Here is a 17,284-nt window from a genome sequence, read left to right on the forward strand (position 1 = left end):
CATTCGAGGGCTTGGCTGATGATTCGCACCCGTACCGTCGCGGCTTGGATGGCGGCGCTCCTGTCGACCAGCGCGATCGTGGCGTGCGAGGAGGTGACGGGCGAGACGCGCACGACGACGCCCGAATCGACCGCCCCGTATCCCGCCGTCTCCAGCGTTCCTCCCCGTCCGCAGACCTCGACCGCCGCCGACCGCGCCATCGCCGCCGGCGAACTGGCGTCGGACCGCGATCGCGCGCGCTACGACACGCGCGGCGGCGCCGTCGATCCGACGCGCGGATCGACCATCGGTTCGCTCGTGGCGCCGCGCGGCGGCCCGCTGTCGTCGCGCGATCCCGCCAACGAGCCCGGCGCCCGCGGCGCGTCGGTGGCGTCGGCGGCTCCGACGCCCCGGCCCGCCGCCGCGCCGCGACCGGCATCGACGAGCGTCGCTTCGGCGCCGCTACCGGAACCGCCCGCCACCTCGTCCCAAGCCGCGTCGCCGCCGCCGCCGTCCTCGACCGTGACGGCGCAACCGCTACCGCCGCCGCCCGCGATGCCGGCGCGTCAGGCCGCCGTGGCGCCACCGCCGCCCGCACCAGCGGTAGCCACGCCGCCGTCGCCGGCGACGCCTGTGCGTCAGGCGGCGATCGCGCCGCCGGCGCCGACCGTGACCGCGCAACCTTTGCCACCGCCGCCGGCGATGCCTGCTCGTCAAGCCGCCGTCGCGCCGTCGCCCGCGCCGGTCGTAGCGGCACCGCCTCCGCCACCTCCACCGGTCGTGCGACAGGCGCCCGTGGCTGCGCCTGCGCCGCCGCAGCCCGCGACGATGGTGGCCGCGCCCGCGCCGCCACCTCCACCGGCGCCTCAGGTGGCACCGCCACCGCCATTGCCGCCGGCACCCGTGGTCGCGGCGCCGCCGCCCCCGCCGCCAATGCCGACGGTCGTCCCGCCGCCGGCGTCGCAGATGGCGAACCCCGCGACCGCGACGTCCGGCCAGACGACCTTGACGCTGTCGCCGATCGGGGGGCCGACGCAGATCGCGGTCATCCAGTTCGGCCTCGGCTCCAGCGGGTTGAGCGGCGAGGACCGCGCCGTGCTGCGCGACGTCGCGCGTATCCAGCGCCAGAACGGCGGCATGCTGCGCGTGTACGGCCACGCCGCGCAGGATATCAGCGGCACCTCGGTCGAGCGGTTGCGCGCCGGCAACCACGACGTGTCGATGCGGCGCGGCACCACCATCGCCAACGAGCTCATCCGTCTCGGCGTGCCCGCCGAGTCGATCGTCGTCGAGGCGATGGCCGATGAGGATCCGATCTACGAGACGCGCACGGCGCGTGGTCTGGCCGCCAACCGGCGAGCCGAGATCTTCCTCGATCTCTGACGACCGGAACGACGCATCAACGCGGGCTCCGGTCTCCCTCGGACCGGCAGACGCATCGACTCAGCCCCCGCCGCCACCGGCGGCCATCGAGAAGGCGGAACGCCATGGACGACAACGAATTCCACCGCATCAAGCGCCTGCCGCCCTACGTGTTCGCGGAGGTGAACGCGATGAAGGCCAAGGCGCGCGCCGCCGGCCAGGACGTGATCGACCTCGGCATGGGCAATCCCGATCTGCCGACGCCCGCCCACATCGTCGCCAAGCTGGCGGAGACCGCCGGCAATCCCGCGACACACGGCTACTCCAACTCGCGAGGCATCCCGGGTCTGCGCAAGGCGCAGGCGCGCTACTACGCCCGCAGGTTCGGCGTCGAGCTCGACCCTGAATCCGAGATCGTCGTCACCATCGGCTCGAAGGAGGGGCTCGCCAACCTGGCGCAGGCCATCACCTCGCCGGGCGACGTCATCCTCGTGCCGAACCCGAGCTACCCCATCCATCCCTACGGCTTCATCATCGCCGGCGGTTCGATCGGCCACATCCCGGTACCGGGCCTGACCACGATCGAGGAATTCATGCCGGCGCTGGAACGCGCCGTGCGCCACAGCGTGCCCAAGCCGCTGGCGCTGGTGCTGAACTATCCGTCCAACCCGACGGCGCAGGTCGTCGATCTCGATTTCTACCGGCCGATCGTCGAGTACTGCCGCAAGCACGGAATCTGGATCCTGTCCGACCTCGCCTACGCCGAGATCTACTTCGACGACCGGCCGCCGCCGTCGATCCTCCAGGTGCCCGGCGCGCGCGACATCGCCATCGAGTTCACCTCGATGAGCAAGACCTACTCGATGGCCGGCTGGCGCATCGGCTTCGCGGCCGGCAACCGCCGCCTCATCCAGGCGCTGACGCGCATCAAGTCGTATCTCGACTACGGCGCCTTCACGCCGGTGCAGGTCGCGGCGGTCGCCGCCATCGACGGCCCGCAGGATTGCGTCGCCGAGGCGCGCAACACCTACAAGGAACGCCGCGACGTGCTGATCGAGGGCATGAAGGCCGCCGGCTGGGACATCCCGACGCCGCCGGCCAGCATGTTCGCGTGGGCGCCTCTGCCGGAGGCGTTCCGCGAACTGGGCTCGCTGGCGTTCTCCAAGCTGATGTTGACACAGGCCAACGTCGCGATCTCGCCCGGCATCGGATTCGGCGAATACGGCGATGGCCATGTCCGCATCGCCATGGTCGAGAACAAGCACCGCATCCGCCAGGCGATCCGCAACGTGCGGCTCGTGCTCGCGGATCCCGAGAAGTCGATCGAGCTCTACCACCGCGGCGTCGGCGACAACATCACCCGGCTGAAGGCCCGCGCGTGATGGCCGGCCCCCTGCGTATCGGCGTCGCCGGACTGGGAACGGTCGGCGGCGGGGTGGTCAAGCTGTTGCGCGAGCACCGCGACCTCCTGGAGCGGCGGTGCGGGCGCGAGCTGCGCGTCGTCGCCGCCAGCGCCCGGAACACGCGCAAGAAGCGCGATTTTCCGCTCGGGCGTATCCGCCTGGAGAAGGACGCGCTGAAGCTGGCGGCGGCGAAGGACGTCGACGTCGTGGTCGAGGCGATCGGTGGCAGCGACGGCGTGGCGCGCGCGCTGGTCGAGGCGGCGATCGCCAACGGCAAGCACGTGGTGACCGCCAACAAGGCGTTGCTGGCGTTGCACGGGGCCGGCATCGCGCGCGCCGCCGAGGCGGCCGGCGTGATCCTCGCCTACGAGGCGGCCGTGGCCGGCGGCATCCCGATCATCAAGGCGGTGCGCGAGGGCCTGGTCGGCAACCGCGTGACGCGCCTCTACGGGATCCTCAACGGCACCTGCAACTACATCCTCACGACCATGCGCGAGACCGGCCGCGATTTCGCCGACGTGCTCGCCGAGGCGCAGAAGCTGGGCTACGCCGAGGCCGATCCAAGCTTCGACGTCGACGGGATCGACGCCGCGCACAAGCTGGCGCTGCTCGCCGCGGCGGCGTTCGGTTGTCCGCCCAACTTCAAGGGCGTGCACGTCGAGGGCATCCGCCGCGTCGGCGCGCTCGACATCCGCTTCGCCGAGGAGCTTGACTGCCGCATCAAGCTGCTGGGCGTCGCGCGCGAGACGACGCTCGGCATCGAGCAGCGCGTGCATCCCTGCCTGGTGCCGAGATCGGCGCCGATCGCCAGCGTCGACGGCGTGTTCAACGCCGTCGTCGTCGAGGGCGATTTCGTCGGATCCACGATGTTCCAGGGCCGCGGCGCCGGCGCCGGTCCGACCGCCAGCGCGGTCGTCGCCGACCTTGTCGACGTGGCGCGCGGCCACGGCCTGCCGCCGTTCGTCGTGCCGGCGGCCTCGCTGGTCGCGCGGCGGGCCTCGCCGATGCGCGCGCACCGCGGCGCCTACTATGTGCGCCTGATGGTGCGCGACCGGCCGGGCGTCATCGCCGATGTCTCGGCGGCGCTGCGCGACGAGGACGTGTCGATGCAGTCGATGCTGCAGCACGGCCGCGCCGGCGGCGCCGACGAGAGCGTCGCCGTCGTGCTGACGACGCACGTCACGGAGGAGGCGGCGATGACGCGCGCGATCAGGCGCATCAAGGCGCTGCGCACCGTGATCGAGGCGCCCAACGTCATCAGGATCGAGAGCCCGTAGCGCCCCGGCGTGTGTTTGACCGCGTCCGTCCCCTCGGACGCCAACGGAGGAAAGAGGAATGGCCGAGACTTCAACGATGGACCGCAACCTCGCGCTCGAGGTGGTGCGCGTCACCGAGGCCGCCGCGCTCGCGGCGTCGAAGCTGATGGGGCGGGGCGACGAGAAGGCGGCCGACCAGGCCGCCGTCGACGCCATGCGCCAGGCGCTCAACACGCTGGAGATCGACGGCACCGTGGTCATCGGCGAGGGCGAGCGCGACGAGGCGCCGATGCTCTACATCGGCGAGAAGGTCGGCACCGGAAAGGGCCCCAAGATCGACATCGCGCTCGATCCGCTGGAGGGCACGACGATCACCGCCAAGGGCGGGCCCAACGCGCTGGCCGTCATCGCCATGGCGGAGGAGGGCGGCTTCCTCAACGCCCCCGACGTCTACATGGACAAGATCGCGGTCGGCGGCGGCCTGCCGGACGGCGTCGTCGACCTCGACGCCAGCCCGGCGGAGAACCTCAAGAACCTCGCCAAGGCCAAGGGCGTCGAGGTGCACGACCTCGTGGTCTGCATCCTCGACCGGCCGCGCCACAACGAGCTGATCGCTCGCACGCGCGAGGCCGGCGCCCGCATCATGCTGATCGGCGACGGCGACGTGTCGGGCGTGATCGCCACGTCGCAGCCGGAATCCGGCGTCGACATCTACATCGGCTCCGGCGGCGCGCCGGAGGGCGTGCTGGCGGCCGCCGCGCTGCGCTGCATCGGCGGCCAGATGCAGGGCCGCCTGCTGTTCCGCAACGACGACGAGAAGAGCCGCGCCCGGAAGTGGGGCGTCACCGACCTCAACCGCAAGTACGGCATGCTCGACATGGCCAAGGGCGACGTGATGTTCGCGGCCACCGGCGTCACCAACGGCTCGATGCTGAAGGGCGTGCGCCGCTTCGCCGGCGGCGCCGAGACGCATTCGCTGGTGATGCGCTCGAAGACCGGCACCGTGCGCTACGTCGAGGCGGTGCACAATTTCAAGATCAAGAGCGGTCTGCCGAGCTGGGCGTAGCGTCTCGCAATCCCATTCCCGCCCGTCCCCGCGCCGGCGTCGCCCCGGGCGCCCGAGCGGGCGGGCACCGGAGGCGGCGTGAACGTGGTGACGGCCTCCATTGAAGCGGCGTTCCTCGGCGTCGAGCGGTCCGCCGGCGGGCGGCGCTGGACGCTGAGGCCGGCCGACGAGCGCGCGGCGGGCGACATCGCGCGCCGGCACGACGTGTCCGACGCGGTCGCCCGTCTATTGACGGCGCGCGGAATAGGCGTCGACGACGCCGCGGATTTCCTCGATCCGACGCTGCGCCGGTTCCTGCCCGATCCGGCGCATCTGCGCGACATGGACCTCGCCGTGGCGCGTCTGGCGCGCGCGGTCATGGACGGCGAGCACGTCGCGGTGTTCGGCGACTACGACGTCGACGGCGGCACCTCCTCGGCGCTGCTGGCGCGCTTCTTCCGCGCGCTCGGCCGCGAGCTCGCCGTGTACATCCCCGACCGCATCAAGGAGGGCTACGGCCCCAACGCGCCGGCGCTGCTGGCGTTGCGGGAACGCGGGATCGACGTCGTCGTCACGGTCGACTGCGGCATCTCCGCGTTCGAGCCGTTGGAACGGGCGGCCGAGGCGGGCCTCGACGTGGTCGTCGTCGACCACCACGTCGCCGAGGCGCGCCTGCCGCGGGCCTGCGCCGTGGTCGATCCCAACCGGCTCGACGATCCCAGCCCGCACAAGCAGCTCGCCGCCGTCGGCGTCGCGTTCCTGCTGGTCGTCGGCGTGAACCGCGCGCTGCGCGAGGCCGGCTGGTACGGCGCCGCGCGGCCGGAGCCCGACCTGCGCCGCTGGCTCGACCTGGTGGCCCTGGGCACGGTGTGCGACGTCGTTCCGCTCGTAGGCGTCAATCGCGCGCTGGTGCGTCAGGGGCTTAGGGTGATGGCGGAGCGCGCCAACACCGGTCTCGCGGCGCTCGCCGACGTCGCCGGGGTGAACGAGCCGCCGACGGCGTTCCATGCCGGCTTCCTCCTCGGTCCGCGCGTCAACGCCGGCGGCCGCGTCGGCCAGGCCGACCTGGGCGCGCGCCTGCTGTCGAGCGACGATCCGGTGGAGGCGGCGGCGCTCGCGGCGCGCCTCGACGCGCTCAACGCCGAACGCCGCGCCATCGAGGCCGCCGTGCTCGACGCCGCGGCGATGGAGATCGAGCTCGCCGGCGATCCGCCGCCGGTCGTGGTCGTGGCGCGCGACGGTTGGCACCCCGGCGTGATCGGCATCGTCGCCAGCCGGCTGGTCGAGCGCTTCGGCCGCCCGGCGTTCGTGATCGGTCTCGACGGCGACACCGGCAAGGGTTCCGGCCGCTCCGTGCGCGGCGTCGACCTCGGCGCCGCCGTGATCGCCGCGCGCCAGGCCGGTCTGCTGGTCAACGGCGGCGGCCACACCATGGCGGCGGGATTGACGGTGGCGCGCGACCGGCTGCCGGAGCTGCGTGCCTTCCTCACCGCGGCGATCGTGGCGCAGGACGCCGACGGCGACGCCGGCCGCGTCCTGACGCTCGACGGCGCACTGGCGCCGGCGGCGGCCACGCGCAAGCTGATCGACGACCTCGAGCGCGTCGGCCCGTTCGGCGCCGGCAACGCCGAGCCGCGCTTCGCGCTGACGGCCGTCCGCTCGACGTGGTCGCGCGCCGTCGGCACGGCGCATGTCCGCTGCACGCTGGTCGGCGGCGACGGCGCGCGCGTCAACGCCATCGCGTTCAGGGCGGCGGGCAAGCCTCTGGGGGCGCTCCTGTCCGACCCCGCGTCACCGGCGCTGCACGTCGTCGGCACGCTGCGCCTGGACCGCTGGAACGGACGCGAGAACGTCACGTTCCACGTCGAGGACGCCGCCCCGGCGCGATGACCGCGCACGCCGGGCGGACGCTTGATTTCCAGCCACGACCTGCTACATGGACGCGCCGTTTCGCCTCGCGTCCCCATCGTCTAGAGGCCTAGGACACCCGCCTTTCACGCAGGTAACACGGGTTCGAATCCCGTTGGGGGCACCACGGCTCCGCAGGACCGGTCAAGCTTGCCTTTGGCGCGGTCAGCGACAGCGCAATCGGGTGGTGGGGCACACCTCGGATTCGAAGCAGGCGACCGTCCCAGGCCACCGGCCGTGGGCGACCTGTTTCGGACGACGCGCTTGGCGCGACGGCGCCGCTCGGTCTCGCTCCCCCGGCCTCATCCCGGCGTCCATCTCAGATCGCCCGACAACGTATGGATGACGGCGTTGGGCCGCATGGCGTCGAGCAGGAACGCGAAGGTGACGAGGTGCGGAACGTCGCGCCAACCGCCGTCGACGCGGCGGCGGACGACGACGTTTCCGACGTCGCGTCCGGCGGCGATCTCCGGCGTGTCGAAGGGCGAGGCCTGGCCCGGCGTCCATTCCAGCCGCAGATCGCCGTCCTCGACGACGCCGCGCACCTTCAGCAGATCCACCGTCCAGGCGCGGCTCCCGACCACGACCACGCGCTCCAGCGCCGTGATGCCGTCGAGCGGCCGGCCGCGTACAGGAACGGCCAGCCCGAATCCTCGTAGCCCGCGTACGGGGTGTGCCCGTAGGGTCTGCCGGCGGGGTCGCCCGGCACCAGGACGCGCCCTTCCGGATGGCGCGCGCGGAACGCGGCGAAGGATTCGAGCCGCGCCGGCAGCTGCCGCAGGACCGTTCCCGTCATCGCGCCGACCACCGCCTCGCCCGACGCCTGCTGCCACCAGCTCTCGGTCTGGCGGTCGTACATCAGCATGTCGGAGTGGCGCAGCTTGCCGGTGACGCCGAACGACAGGACGCGCCCGTCGATGGATCCATCGAACGCGATCGCGGTGTTGCACAATGGGCAGTAGGTGACCGACACGTCTGTCCCGCCAATCCGGTCGTTGACGATCTCGTGCCAGATCAGGACCCGCACGGGATAGGCCCGCGCCTCCCCGTCGATCGACAGCGAGACGACGGGATCGCGGTCGACCAGCGCGTGCGCGCCGTCCGACGCGACGAAGAGCGGCGCGTCGATCGCCGGAATGCCGTCCTTGGGCGGGCCGCCCTCGTGGATCTCCTCGAAGGGCACCGCGCGCTTCGAGAAATCGGTCGACGGCCACTGCGCGCGCCACCGTTCGGGCGCAGCCGCGGCGGGAAGCGACGCGCCCGCCGCCAGGGCGGCGACCGCCGTCGCCGTCCCGAGATGGACCGCGCGGCGCCGGGAGATCATGGATCGCGCTCCACGAGGGGTGGACATCCTCGCATCATGGACGCCGCCGCGCGTCCGGTCGTCGTGGCGGGCGGGCAACGCCGATCACGGTCGACGCCGGCGCGCGCCGACAGTCGCGCGCGCCTCCCGGGCGTCCACTCGGCGGCGAGATGGTCCAACGCGAACGCGGCCGGCGCGGCCTCGAGGTCGCTCGCCAAGGCGTCGTTCCACCGGCTGAGCCACCCGAACGGCGAAAGGACGGCGACGATCCCGACGACGCCCGCATCAGTGAAGCGCCGCCGCGCCTATTTGAGCGCGGCGTCGACGATGGCGTCGATCACCGCGACGTTCTTCGCGAGGTCGTCGCTCAGCCCGTGGCGCCGCTTGAGATACTCGGCGCTGTTGAAGCTGATCCAGACCTTGCCGCCCGCGTCCTGCCAAGCCAACGCCTTCATCGGCAGATCGAGCGCGATCTTCGGCGCCGCCAGCATCAGCGGCGTGCCGGCGCGCGGGTTGCCGAACACGAGGAGCTGCGCGGGCGGCATCTTCAGGCTGGCCTTTTCGGCCTCGGCGGCGTGGTCGACGCGGACGAACACGGTGACCTTCCTGTCCTTGAGGACGCGGTCGAGGCGGTCGATCGTCTCCGCGACCGGGTACGGGCTCGGCCGCGTCACGATCCCGTCGTCCGCCGCCGCTGCGGTCAACGGCGCGATCGCGATCAGGACCAGAAACGCCAATCGAATCACGGTGTTGCCCATTTCGATCTCCTCGGTCGTGGCGCGACCGGCCGCGCGAAGACTGACAAAGGGCTGATACCACGCGTGCCGGCGCTTCTGGCTGAACTCCGATCACGTGCGAGAGAGCGCAGGCATGCTCCATTCCCGTGGTCGGAGCGCGTTCTCCGGGCCGGGGCCTGTGACGCGGTCGCCGTGGCAGGCGCCGCGCGAACGGTTGTCGTTCTACCGGCAGGTTCCCGTTTCAGCGGAGCCCGCGACGCCGGACCGGGACGGCCGCCGATCAGACCTCTGATCTCCGCGCCGGCAAGGCGCCGCTGCCGACCAGGATGCCGACGAGAACGAGCGCCATGCCGACGACGGTCTCCGTCGTCAGCGCCTCGCCCAGCAGGATGATCCCCAGCACCACCGCGGCGATCGGATTGAGCGTCAGGTAGAGGACGGTCGTCGTCGGCGGCAGCCAGCGCAGCGCCCACATGAACAGCGGGAACTGGGCGGCGCCGGCGATCGTTCCGAGGAACACGACGGCGAACCAGCCATCGCGGCTCTGGGCGGGCAGGGCGGCGCTCGCGTGCTGGAGCGCTATGACCGGCGACAACGCCGCCACCGCGAACGCCATCGCCAGCGCCGTCACGAAGAGCGGTCCGTGGCGCATCAAGGTCGCGCGGCTGAAGACCGAATAGATCGCCGCGCAGAGCACGCCGAGGAGCATCAGCCCGTCACCGACGAGGAAATCGGAACCACTGTGCCCGAACGCGGCGGTGCCGAACGCCACGACGATCCCGAGGAACGCCAGCGCGACGCCCGCGATCTTGGCCGACGTGAACCGCTCGCGTCCGAAGGCGGCGGCGACGATCAGGGTCTGGATCGGAATCGTCGCCAGTCCCACCGCGCCGCGCGCCGCCGGGATGTATTGGAGCGACGCGTTGAAGGCCCAGGGGAACAGCACGAAGAACAGGACTCCAAACATCGCGATCTTCGCGTATTCGGACGCCGTCAGCCTTTTCCGCGGCCACAGCCACGGCAGAACTGGCGCGAGGCACATCACCGAGATGACATACCGGTAGAAGACGAGTGACAGGGCGTCCGTCTCGCCGATCACGAAACGCGTGGCGACGACCGCGGCCCCCGCGCTCAGCGCCGCTGTCGCCGCCGCGGCATGGGCGAGCGGAATCCTGTTCATCGGCTCCTGATCTCAGCTAAACGCAGCGACGCGCTGAGTGACTGCAAATTTGAAAGTGACTGTAGTTTAGTGGCTTTTAAAATGCAAGTTACAAGGGTAGATATGACCGGGCCGTCGATTCGGATCGGCCTTTGGTCGGAAGCGGAGACCTCGGCGCCATGGAAAAGAAGGATTTTCGGTCGACCTGCTCCATCGCGCGGGCGCTGGACGTCGTGGGCGACAAGTGGACGTTGCTCGTCGTGCGCGACCTGATGTGGCACGGGAAGCGCACCTTCCAGGCGCTCCAGGAAAGCGCCGAGCGCGTCCCCTCGAACATCCTGTCCCAGCGGCTCAAGAAACTCGTTGGATGGGGTTTGGTGGGGCGCGAGGCCTACCAGGATCGGCCCGTGCGGTACGCCTACCACCTGACCGATCAAGGGAGGTCGCTCGAGCCCGTCCTGCTCCAGATCATGGAGTGGGGGCACGCCCATCTTGGCGGAGGGGGGCGTTTCGACCCGATCACGGGCCGCAGCTGGCATCCGGACGCGTAGACGCCGCGGCCTGTTTGGGGAAGCACGCGTAGCGGGCTCAGGTCAGCGGCGCGGTCAAAGACGACAAATCGCATGCCCGCGCCGAAGGCGGCGACGACGCGGCGGTCGGACTGCCGGCCGGTCGGATCGCGCCGCCGCGCATCATGGAGAAGAATTGACGAACGGCCCCACGTGGAGGCGGCGGTCGACGGGCGGCTCAGCCCTTCATGCGCATCCGGCCGAGGAAGTCGCGCTTGCCGAGCGGCACGCCCTTCATGCGTAGGATGTCGTAGGCCGTGGTGGCGTGGAAATAGAAGTTCGGCAGCGAAAACGACTGGATGAAGCCCTCGGCGGTGAACGGGATCTTGTTGCCCCGCAGGAGGAAGATCACGTCCTGGCCCTCGCGGGCGTTCAGCTCGGCCGGCGCCACCGCCGAGAGGCCCTCGCGCGCGTCGGCGACGAGCTGCCGCAGGCCGGCGTAGTCGGCGGTCGAGGCGCCGGGTGGCTCGAACTGGCCGGCGAGCACGCCCTTGACCGCTCCCAGCGAATGCTGCGCCACCGACACGATCTGGAAGCGGAAGGGCAGCATATCGTCGAACAGGCGGGTCTCGACGATCGCCGCCGGATCGATTCCCTTCTCCGTGCAGTACGCCAGCCCCTTGTCGAGGAAACCCTCGACCGCCGCGAGCGTCTGGAGAAAGCTGGGAACGCACAGGTCGTGCAGCGAAGTCGCCATGTCGGAGTCTCCCGCGGAGGTGGATGGATCTCGGTAGTATCCAGCAACGTGGCGGGGTTGCAACCGGCGGCGGCGTCGACGGGTTGACGTCCAAGCCTGCGCAGGTCTCCTATCGAACACCCATCGGCGTCACTTGCCGGTCGCGGCCATCCGGGAGGAAGCCATGCTCGCCAACACCACCCGCGCCCTGACCGAGGCGCAGCGCGAGCAATGGGCCGTCGACGGCTACCTGCAGATCGAGGGCGCGCTGAGTCCGGCGGAGGTCGAGTTCTTCTCGGCGCAGCTCGACCGCGTGCGGACGTTGCCGGGCTACGAACCGGCACCCGGCCGCCTGCCGCGCGGCCACTACGCCTGGGTCGACCACGCCGACCCCGACCCGTCGGCGTTCATGGACCGGCGCGACCTGCTGACCTACCACCAGGCGTTCATCGACCTGATCGACCGCCCGCGCGTGTTCGACCTGATCCTCGACCTGATGGGACCCTTCATCCAGTTCTCGATGAGCCAGGCGATCGTGCGTCCGTCGACCGACACGTTCCCGGGATACACCCACACCGATGGCGGCGAGGGCCAGCGCGGCATCCGGGTCACCGAGACCAGCCGGCCGCTGGCCGTGAAGGTCATGTATCTGCTGACCGACGTCACGGAGCCGGAGAGCGGCAACTTCACGATCTTTCCCGGCAGCCACCTGAGGCCTTTCCCGGAGCGGCTGGACCGCATTCCCAATCCGCGCATGCCCGGCGCGGTGCCGCTGCTGGGCAAGGCCGGGGACGCCTATGTGTTTCCGCACGCGATCTGGCACGGTCCGTCGCCCAACCGCTCCGGCAAGGCCCGCAAGACCATCCTCTACAACTATTGCCAGATGTTCATGCGCGCCTACGATTTCGGCGCGCCCTACGCTGCGCTGTTCGAGCGCTGCACGCCGCGCCAGCGCCGCCTGCTCGGCGATCTCGGTCACGATTTCCGGCCCGGCGATTTCTTCTACGCCCCGGTGGACCACGAGGCGCTGATGGCCGGCGGCGCCTGAGCGCGCCGCGCCCCCGGCGCTCAGAACTCGGCGCCAGCGGGATAGCGGATGTTTTCGAGAGCGACCCACTCCGCGGCGGGCTTGTGCAGCCAGACCGTGAGTCGGCAATTGGCCCTCTCCCAGGTCCATTCCTGGATCTCGACCGAGGCGTTGGCTGGCACGCTCAGCGGGTAGTGGTTCTGCAGGGTGATATGGAACTCGTCCTGCTTGTCGCCGAGCCGGAACGTCTGCTTGCGGGTGGGCTCGCCGAGCGTCCGCGCGAGTTCTGAGTCGGATCCTTGGAGCCCGCTCAACCGTGTGACGTCGGCGCAATCGCCGGCCGCCCAGTCTTTCGTCGCCATGATCTGCCTCTCGGTGAAGTTTGGTTTCGTCGTACCGCCGGGCCGCTGCTGCGCTGACACCGGTGCCGACAGGACCACGGCGATCACGCCGACCATCGCCAGCGCGCCGCCGCGCGAGCGTGCGCTGGTGGTGCGCGTGCGCATCACACCGCCCGCACGCTGAAGGTCGTGTCGGGGATCATCGTGTTGAGCTCGTCGATGATCGTTTCGAAGTGGCGGACGCGCAAGGAGCGTCCGACGTTCATGATGCTGGTCTTGTCGGCCTGGTGGGCTTTGCCGTCGACGTACTCGTCGCCCTCGTGTCCGATATGGATGGAGTTGCCGATCGCGTGGCCGAACTCGTGCGCGACCGGCATCTGGGTCGTGTTCGGCGTGCCGGCGCCGTGGACGAATGTCCGGACGTTGGTGTCGTTCGAGTCGAGCGTGATCTTGCGCTGCGGCCACAGCACCGAGCTGGTGGCGAACTGGTTAGGTGGGATCTTGGTCACCGTGACGCTCCAGTGCCCGTTGGCCGTGACCCAGCGTATGTCGAGGTTGATCGTGATGTCGCGGCCGGCGAAGCGTCGCGCGTAGCCCGACGTTCCGGTGGCCCGCAGCTTCGCCCGGTTGCTCCATGCCGCCCAGATCGCGCGGTCGGCGTTGTTGTGGAAATTCCGCTTCTCCTGGAGGGTCCATGGCAGGAGCGGGGGCTGCACGACCCACGTGTAAAGCCATCGCTCCTGGAGGAAGATCGTTCCCTGGGTCGTATCGATGTCGATGACGCACCAGCCCGCCTCTTTTACGACGTGTCCCATGTCGGGCTCCCGAAACGGTCAGAAATGCCGCCGCGCGGTTCCGCCTGCCAGTTCCCGCCGGCTCGCCGCCGCTCTGCCCGCGGAGGCGAATGAAATAATAAGTGAGTGTTCAATATATTCCTGCGCGATCAGCTTGTCAATGAGGGCACGCGCTTTCCAAAGGCTTCGTTCCGCCAACCAGCGGCATCGTCTCTTGGATGCCGGGATCGGCTGTCCTCGCGCGTCCTCGGGTGGAGACCGGACGGAGCGACGCATGCAGTACGCCATTCTTTGCTATCACGACCAGAAGGTCGTCTGCTCCTGGGACAAGGAGGAGGACGACGCCGCCATGGCGCGGTTGACGGTGGTCCAGGACACGTTGAAACGCGACGGCAAGCTTGGGCCCGGTCGTGCCTCTGCTGCCCACCACGTCCACGACGACGCTGTGCAAGGACCGCGACCTGCCGCTGACCGTCGACGGGCCGTTCGCCGTGACCAATCAGCTGATCGCCGGATTGTGGCTGCGGGAGGTCGCCTCGCTCGCGGAGGCGGTCGAGTGGGTCAAGCGGTGCCCCAGTCCTCACAACGACGAGTGCGAGAGCGAGATCCACCAGCTGTTCGCCGCGGGGGATTTCGGCGAGGCGCTCGCGCCGGATATGCGCGAGCGCGAGGAGCGCCTGCGGACGGAGACCGCCAGGAGGGCGTAGTCCTGACGGGCACCATCGACGAATCCGGGAAGGGAACACCGCCGCGCGCGACGACCGGAAGATTTCAACGTGCCTGTGGCTCGACGCCAACGCCGAGGAGGCGGTCGCCTTCTAAAGATCGGTGTTCGGCGGCGACGTGGGAGTTCTCGGCGCGACGCGCTGCTGCGACGTGGGGCCGGGGCCGATCGGGTCGGTGCTGACGATCGAGTTCCAGATCCGCGGACGCGACTTCATCGCGTTGAATGACTGACCGCATTTCAAGTTCACCGAGGCGATCTCGACCTCGGTGGTGTGCGCGACCCGGGTGGTGATCGACGCCCCGTGGGACGGACTCCTCGACAGACGCAGCGCGTAGCATTGCGGCTGGTTGAAGGACAAGTTCGGCCTGTCGTGGCAGATCGTGCCGGTAACCCTCGCCGAAATGATGCGCGACGGCGACGCGCGCCGCGTCGACCGCGTCATGCGCGCGATGCTTCGGATGGTGAAGCTGGACATCGCGGCGTTGCGGATGGCGTACGACGCGGGCTGAATCGCCGCGACAAGGTCAAACAAAAGGCGGGAACGCGAGAGCGTCCCCGCCTTCGTTCCGGTCGCACCTCAGCCGGTCTTCGTCGGCGGCGGCGTGCCGGTGTCGTCCTTCGGCTTCACACCGAGTTCGGTCTGCGCTCTCTTCACTTCCTTCAGGCGGTTCGGCGCGCCGCCCGTCATGCCCTCCTCGGCCGCCACCTGCATCAGGCGGGCGTCGGGCTCCCATTCCGCCAGGGCCTTTTCCTTCTGCGGCTTCGAGAGGTTCTTGTCCTCGACCACGTCCTTCGGGGCGTCGAACTCGCTGGACGGATTTATCACGGCGCGCTGCTTGTCGATCTCGGTCATGCCGTTTCTCCCTGAGTCGCCGCCGGTCGGCGGCGTGGTGACGATGGCAACGCGGATGACGGAGGGCGGGTTGCCGCCCGCCGGCCGCGCACGTCAGATGTCAGAGGAGGCCCTTGTGCCGGATCCGGTCGATCTCGGCCTCCGTCGGTTGGTAGGGCGGCGCATTCGGGTCGAACTCGGCCCGGCCCGCCGCGTGGTACTCGCGCCGGCGCGCGTCCGGATCGACGGGCTCGTGCTTGGTGAAGATCGCGCGGGCGCGCTCCTCGTGGTCGTCGGCGACGCGCGCCGTCACCAGCGTGCCGCCGCGGCGCACCGCCTCCGAATAGATGTTCGCGCGCTGCTCCGGCTCGCCGGAATCGCGCAGAACGCCGGCGAGGCCGCCGACGGCGGCGCCCGCCATCGCGCCGGTGACGGCGCCCACTGCAGCGGTCGCGGCCCAGCCCGCCGCGACGACGGGCCCGAGGCCGGGGATCGCAAGCAGACCGATGCCTGCCAGCGCGCCGGCGCCGCCGCCCGCGACCGCGCCGATGCTTGCGCCGGCGCTGGCGGGCGACACGTCATCGACCTGCGCGTGCTCCGCGCTCACGTATTTGTTGGCGACGACGCTGATATCCTTCGACGGGATACCGGCCGCTTCCAGCTCCTCGACGGCGGCGCGCGCCTGGCCGTAGGAGTCGTAGACGTGGCTGATGGTCTTCATTGTGGCTCCTATTGACTGCGGCGCAGGCGGCGAGCAGCGGGACTTCGATGGTCGGGTCGGTGCGAGGAGCGACGGCACGGCCTGTCGACTTTGGTCCCGCGCCGACCGAATTTCGCCGGTGGTCGCGCCGCCTGATCCGGCCGTGCCGCGCTCCACGTCGTTCGCCGTCCCTGTGAGAACGTCGGCGCGGCGCCACGGGTTCCAGCGCCTCGGGCAGGCGGAAGCTCCGGGGTCGCGTCGCGCAGTTGGCGATAAGGGCGTTCGGAAGGGCCGGCGCCGCTCCGCGGCCGTAGGCCGTCGGCCTGGAAGGCAGCGGTCAGCGACAGCCGGTGTCAGTCTTTCCGCGGCCGAGGGTCGGGGGATGCGCTGTCGCCCGCCGACCCGTCGCCCTTCTTGGCGGCGCCGGCGTCGTCGTCGATGAGCTTCAGCAGATCGGCGGGCAGGGGCTCCTTGGCCACCTCGTCGTACATGGCGTGCAGCTGCTTGCGCAGCCACACGTCGAACGGTCGCTCCGCCAGTACCGCGGGACGGGCCGGACCTTTCGCACCTGCCCCGGAGGGCTCGTCATCATGTTCCATCGTGGCCCGCGAGGGGCTGGCGCGATGCGTGGCGGCACGCGACCAAGCACTGTGTTCAACTCATGGCGTGGCGGGAATCTAGCGTCGCCGCCACGCGACTACCAGTCCGGAAAATATCACGCGGCCGCGGCCGGCGAAAGACGGGGGCCCGCGTCGGACCGGCGCGCCCGGCGGTTGTCGACGCGCGCATCTTCGAGCGCGGCGACGTCCACGGCGCCGCCGATCTCGACGTCGTCGCCCGTCAACAGCCGCTCAAGCGTCGCCCGCGCGCGAGAGACGCGGCTCTTGATCGTGCCGACGGAGACGCCGGCGTGCGCAGCGATCACGTCGTAGGGCTGGCCTTCGATGACCGACAGCACCAGCGCCTCGCGCTGCCCCGCCGACAGCTTGTCGAACGCGCAGAGGAACTCGCGCATGATCAGCCCACCCTCCTGCAGCGGCCGCTGCGTGAGCGACTCGGCGACGGCGGTGTCGATCGGCACGGTCGGGCGCGTGCGCCGCAGGCCGGAGATGAACTCGTTGCGCTGGATCCGGAAGACCCAGGCTGCGAAGTTGGTGCCCGGCCGGAAACTGCCGCGGCCGATCAGCGCCTTGGTCACCGCCTCCTGCACCAGATCGTCGGCGCGGTCGCGGTCGCGGGTCAGCGAGATGGCGTAGATGCGCAGCCGGGGGAGGACCGCTTTGAGCTGTTCGTGGAAATCGTTGGTCTCGGCTTGAATGGCAACCATAACACCCTCCACTGGTCGTTCGGTTCCGTACTAGAGGAATGCTTGCCGGCGGCGGTTGGTTGCATTCTATTTTCGATGCCTCTAACCCACTGATCAAAATAGAGATTTTGCCGGCGTCATGATTGGGCGAGGGATGTTT

General features: G+C 70.2%; 17 protein-coding genes, 1 tRNA gene and 2 pseudogenes. 10 read left to right on the forward strand and 10 right to left on the reverse strand.

The window, feature by feature from the left end; translation table 11 throughout:
- The first annotated feature begins 18 nt into the window (after positions 1–18).
- The 6 genes from IPK81_22085 (at position 19) to IPK81_22110 (ending at position 7,080) form a co-directional block, all read left to right on the forward strand.
- The gene (locus IPK81_22085; GenBank protein ID QQS12172.1) at positions 19–1,362 is read left to right on the forward strand and encodes an OmpA family protein; all 1,344 of its coding nucleotides are present in this window, start codon (positions 19–21) and stop codon (positions 1,360–1,362) included.
- A gap of 104 nt (positions 1,363–1,466) precedes the next feature.
- Positions 1,467–2,723, forward strand: a complete 1,257-nt coding sequence (locus IPK81_22090) for an LL-diaminopimelate aminotransferase (GenBank protein QQS12173.1) — start codon at positions 1,467–1,469, stop codon at positions 2,721–2,723.
- Positions 2,723–4,021 (forward strand): homoserine dehydrogenase, encoded by a 1,299-nt coding sequence (locus IPK81_22095; protein QQS12174.1) that lies wholly within the window; start codon positions 2,723–2,725, stop codon positions 4,019–4,021. The genes IPK81_22090 and IPK81_22095 overlap by 1 nt, the downstream gene beginning before the upstream one ends.
- A 76-nt stretch (positions 4,022–4,097) precedes the next feature.
- Positions 4,098–5,066 carry a class II fructose-bisphosphatase gene (gene glpX, locus IPK81_22100; GenBank protein QQS15216.1) on the forward strand — a complete coding sequence of 323 codons (969 nt, stop codon included), beginning with the start codon at positions 4,098–4,100 and terminating at the stop codon, positions 5,064–5,066.
- Between the two features lie 84 nt (positions 5,067–5,150).
- Positions 5,151–6,935 (forward strand): single-stranded-DNA-specific exonuclease RecJ, encoded by a 1,785-nt coding sequence (gene recJ, locus IPK81_22105; protein QQS15217.1) that lies wholly within the window; start codon positions 5,151–5,153, stop codon positions 6,933–6,935.
- 69 nt (positions 6,936–7,004) lie between these two features.
- Positions 7,005–7,080: transfer RNA gene (locus IPK81_22110), tRNA-Glu, on the forward strand.
- Between the two features lie 175 nt (positions 7,081–7,255).
- Here IPK81_22110 and IPK81_22115 read toward each other — a convergent pair.
- The 3 genes and pseudogenes from IPK81_22115 to IPK81_22125 form a co-directional block, all read right to left on the reverse strand.
- A pseudogene (locus IPK81_22115) lies at positions 7,256–8,277 on the reverse strand (DUF3179 domain-containing protein).
- Between the two features lie 284 nt (positions 8,278–8,561).
- A complete protein-coding gene (locus IPK81_22120) occupies positions 8,562–9,014 on the reverse strand; it encodes a DUF302 domain-containing protein (protein ID QQS12175.1) in 453 nt (150 codons plus the stop codon).
- A 259-nt stretch (positions 9,015–9,273) separates the two neighbouring features.
- On the reverse strand, positions 9,274–10,173 hold the full coding sequence (locus tag IPK81_22125) for a DMT family transporter (protein QQS12176.1): 900 nt from the start codon (positions 10,171–10,173) through the stop codon (positions 9,274–9,276).
- Positions 10,174–10,331: 158 nt separating this feature from the next.
- Between IPK81_22125 and IPK81_22130 the strand changes: the two genes are divergently transcribed.
- Positions 10,332–10,703, forward strand: a complete 372-nt coding sequence (locus IPK81_22130) for a helix-turn-helix transcriptional regulator (GenBank protein QQS12177.1) — start codon at positions 10,332–10,334, stop codon at positions 10,701–10,703.
- 196 nt (positions 10,704–10,899) lie between these two features.
- Here IPK81_22130 and IPK81_22135 read toward each other — a convergent pair whose 3' ends face one another.
- Positions 10,900–11,418, reverse strand: coding sequence for a DUF1993 domain-containing protein (locus tag IPK81_22135; GenBank protein ID QQS12178.1), 519 nt, complete (start codon positions 11,416–11,418; stop codon positions 10,900–10,902).
- A 163-nt stretch (positions 11,419–11,581) separates the two neighbouring features.
- On the opposite strand from IPK81_22135, the gene IPK81_22140 reads away from it, so the two are divergent.
- On the forward strand, positions 11,582–12,445 hold the full coding sequence (locus tag IPK81_22140; protein ID QQS12179.1) for a phytanoyl-CoA dioxygenase family protein: 864 nt from the start codon (positions 11,582–11,584) through the stop codon (positions 12,443–12,445).
- A gap of 20 nt (positions 12,446–12,465) precedes the next feature.
- Here the strand turns inward: IPK81_22140 and IPK81_22145 are convergent, their stop codons facing one another.
- Complete coding sequence (locus tag IPK81_22145) at positions 12,466–12,930, reverse strand: hypothetical protein (GenBank protein QQS12180.1); 465 nt, start codon at positions 12,928–12,930, stop codon at positions 12,466–12,468.
- Entirely contained in the window at positions 12,930–13,580 is a 651-nt protein-coding gene (locus IPK81_22150) for a hypothetical protein (GenBank protein QQS12181.1), read from the reverse strand. The genes IPK81_22145 and IPK81_22150 overlap by 1 nt, the downstream gene beginning before the upstream one ends.
- 377 nt (positions 13,581–13,957) lie before the next feature.
- Between IPK81_22150 and IPK81_22155 the strand changes: the two genes are divergently transcribed.
- The gene (locus IPK81_22155) at positions 13,958–14,266 is read left to right on the forward strand and encodes a hypothetical protein (protein QQS12182.1); all 309 of its coding nucleotides are present in this window, start codon (positions 13,958–13,960) and stop codon (positions 14,264–14,266) included.
- 22 nt (positions 14,267–14,288) lie between these two features.
- Positions 14,289–14,795: pseudogene (locus IPK81_22160) on the forward strand (VOC family protein).
- A gap of 68 nt (positions 14,796–14,863) precedes the next feature.
- On the opposite strand, the gene IPK81_22165 reads toward IPK81_22160, so the two are convergent.
- From IPK81_22165 to IPK81_22180, 4 genes are all read right to left on the reverse strand, one after another.
- Positions 14,864–15,139 (reverse strand): hypothetical protein, encoded by a 276-nt coding sequence (locus IPK81_22165; GenBank protein QQS12183.1) that lies wholly within the window; start codon positions 15,137–15,139, stop codon positions 14,864–14,866.
- Between the two features lie 100 nt (positions 15,140–15,239).
- Positions 15,240–15,839, reverse strand: coding sequence for a hypothetical protein (locus tag IPK81_22170; protein ID QQS15218.1), 600 nt, complete (start codon positions 15,837–15,839; stop codon positions 15,240–15,242).
- Positions 15,840–16,171: 332 nt separating this feature from the next.
- Positions 16,172–16,336 (reverse strand): hypothetical protein, encoded by a 165-nt coding sequence (locus IPK81_22175; GenBank protein QQS12184.1) that lies wholly within the window; start codon positions 16,334–16,336, stop codon positions 16,172–16,174.
- Positions 16,337–16,533: 197 nt separating this feature from the next.
- Positions 16,534–17,157 (reverse strand): sigma-70 family RNA polymerase sigma factor, encoded by a 624-nt coding sequence (locus IPK81_22180; GenBank protein ID QQS12185.1) that lies wholly within the window; start codon positions 17,155–17,157, stop codon positions 16,534–16,536.
- Between the last annotated feature and the right edge of the window lie 127 nt (positions 17,158–17,284).

Source organism: Rhodospirillales bacterium (genome assembly GCA_016699855.1).
Classification (GTDB): Bacteria; Pseudomonadota; Alphaproteobacteria; order Reyranellales; family Reyranellaceae.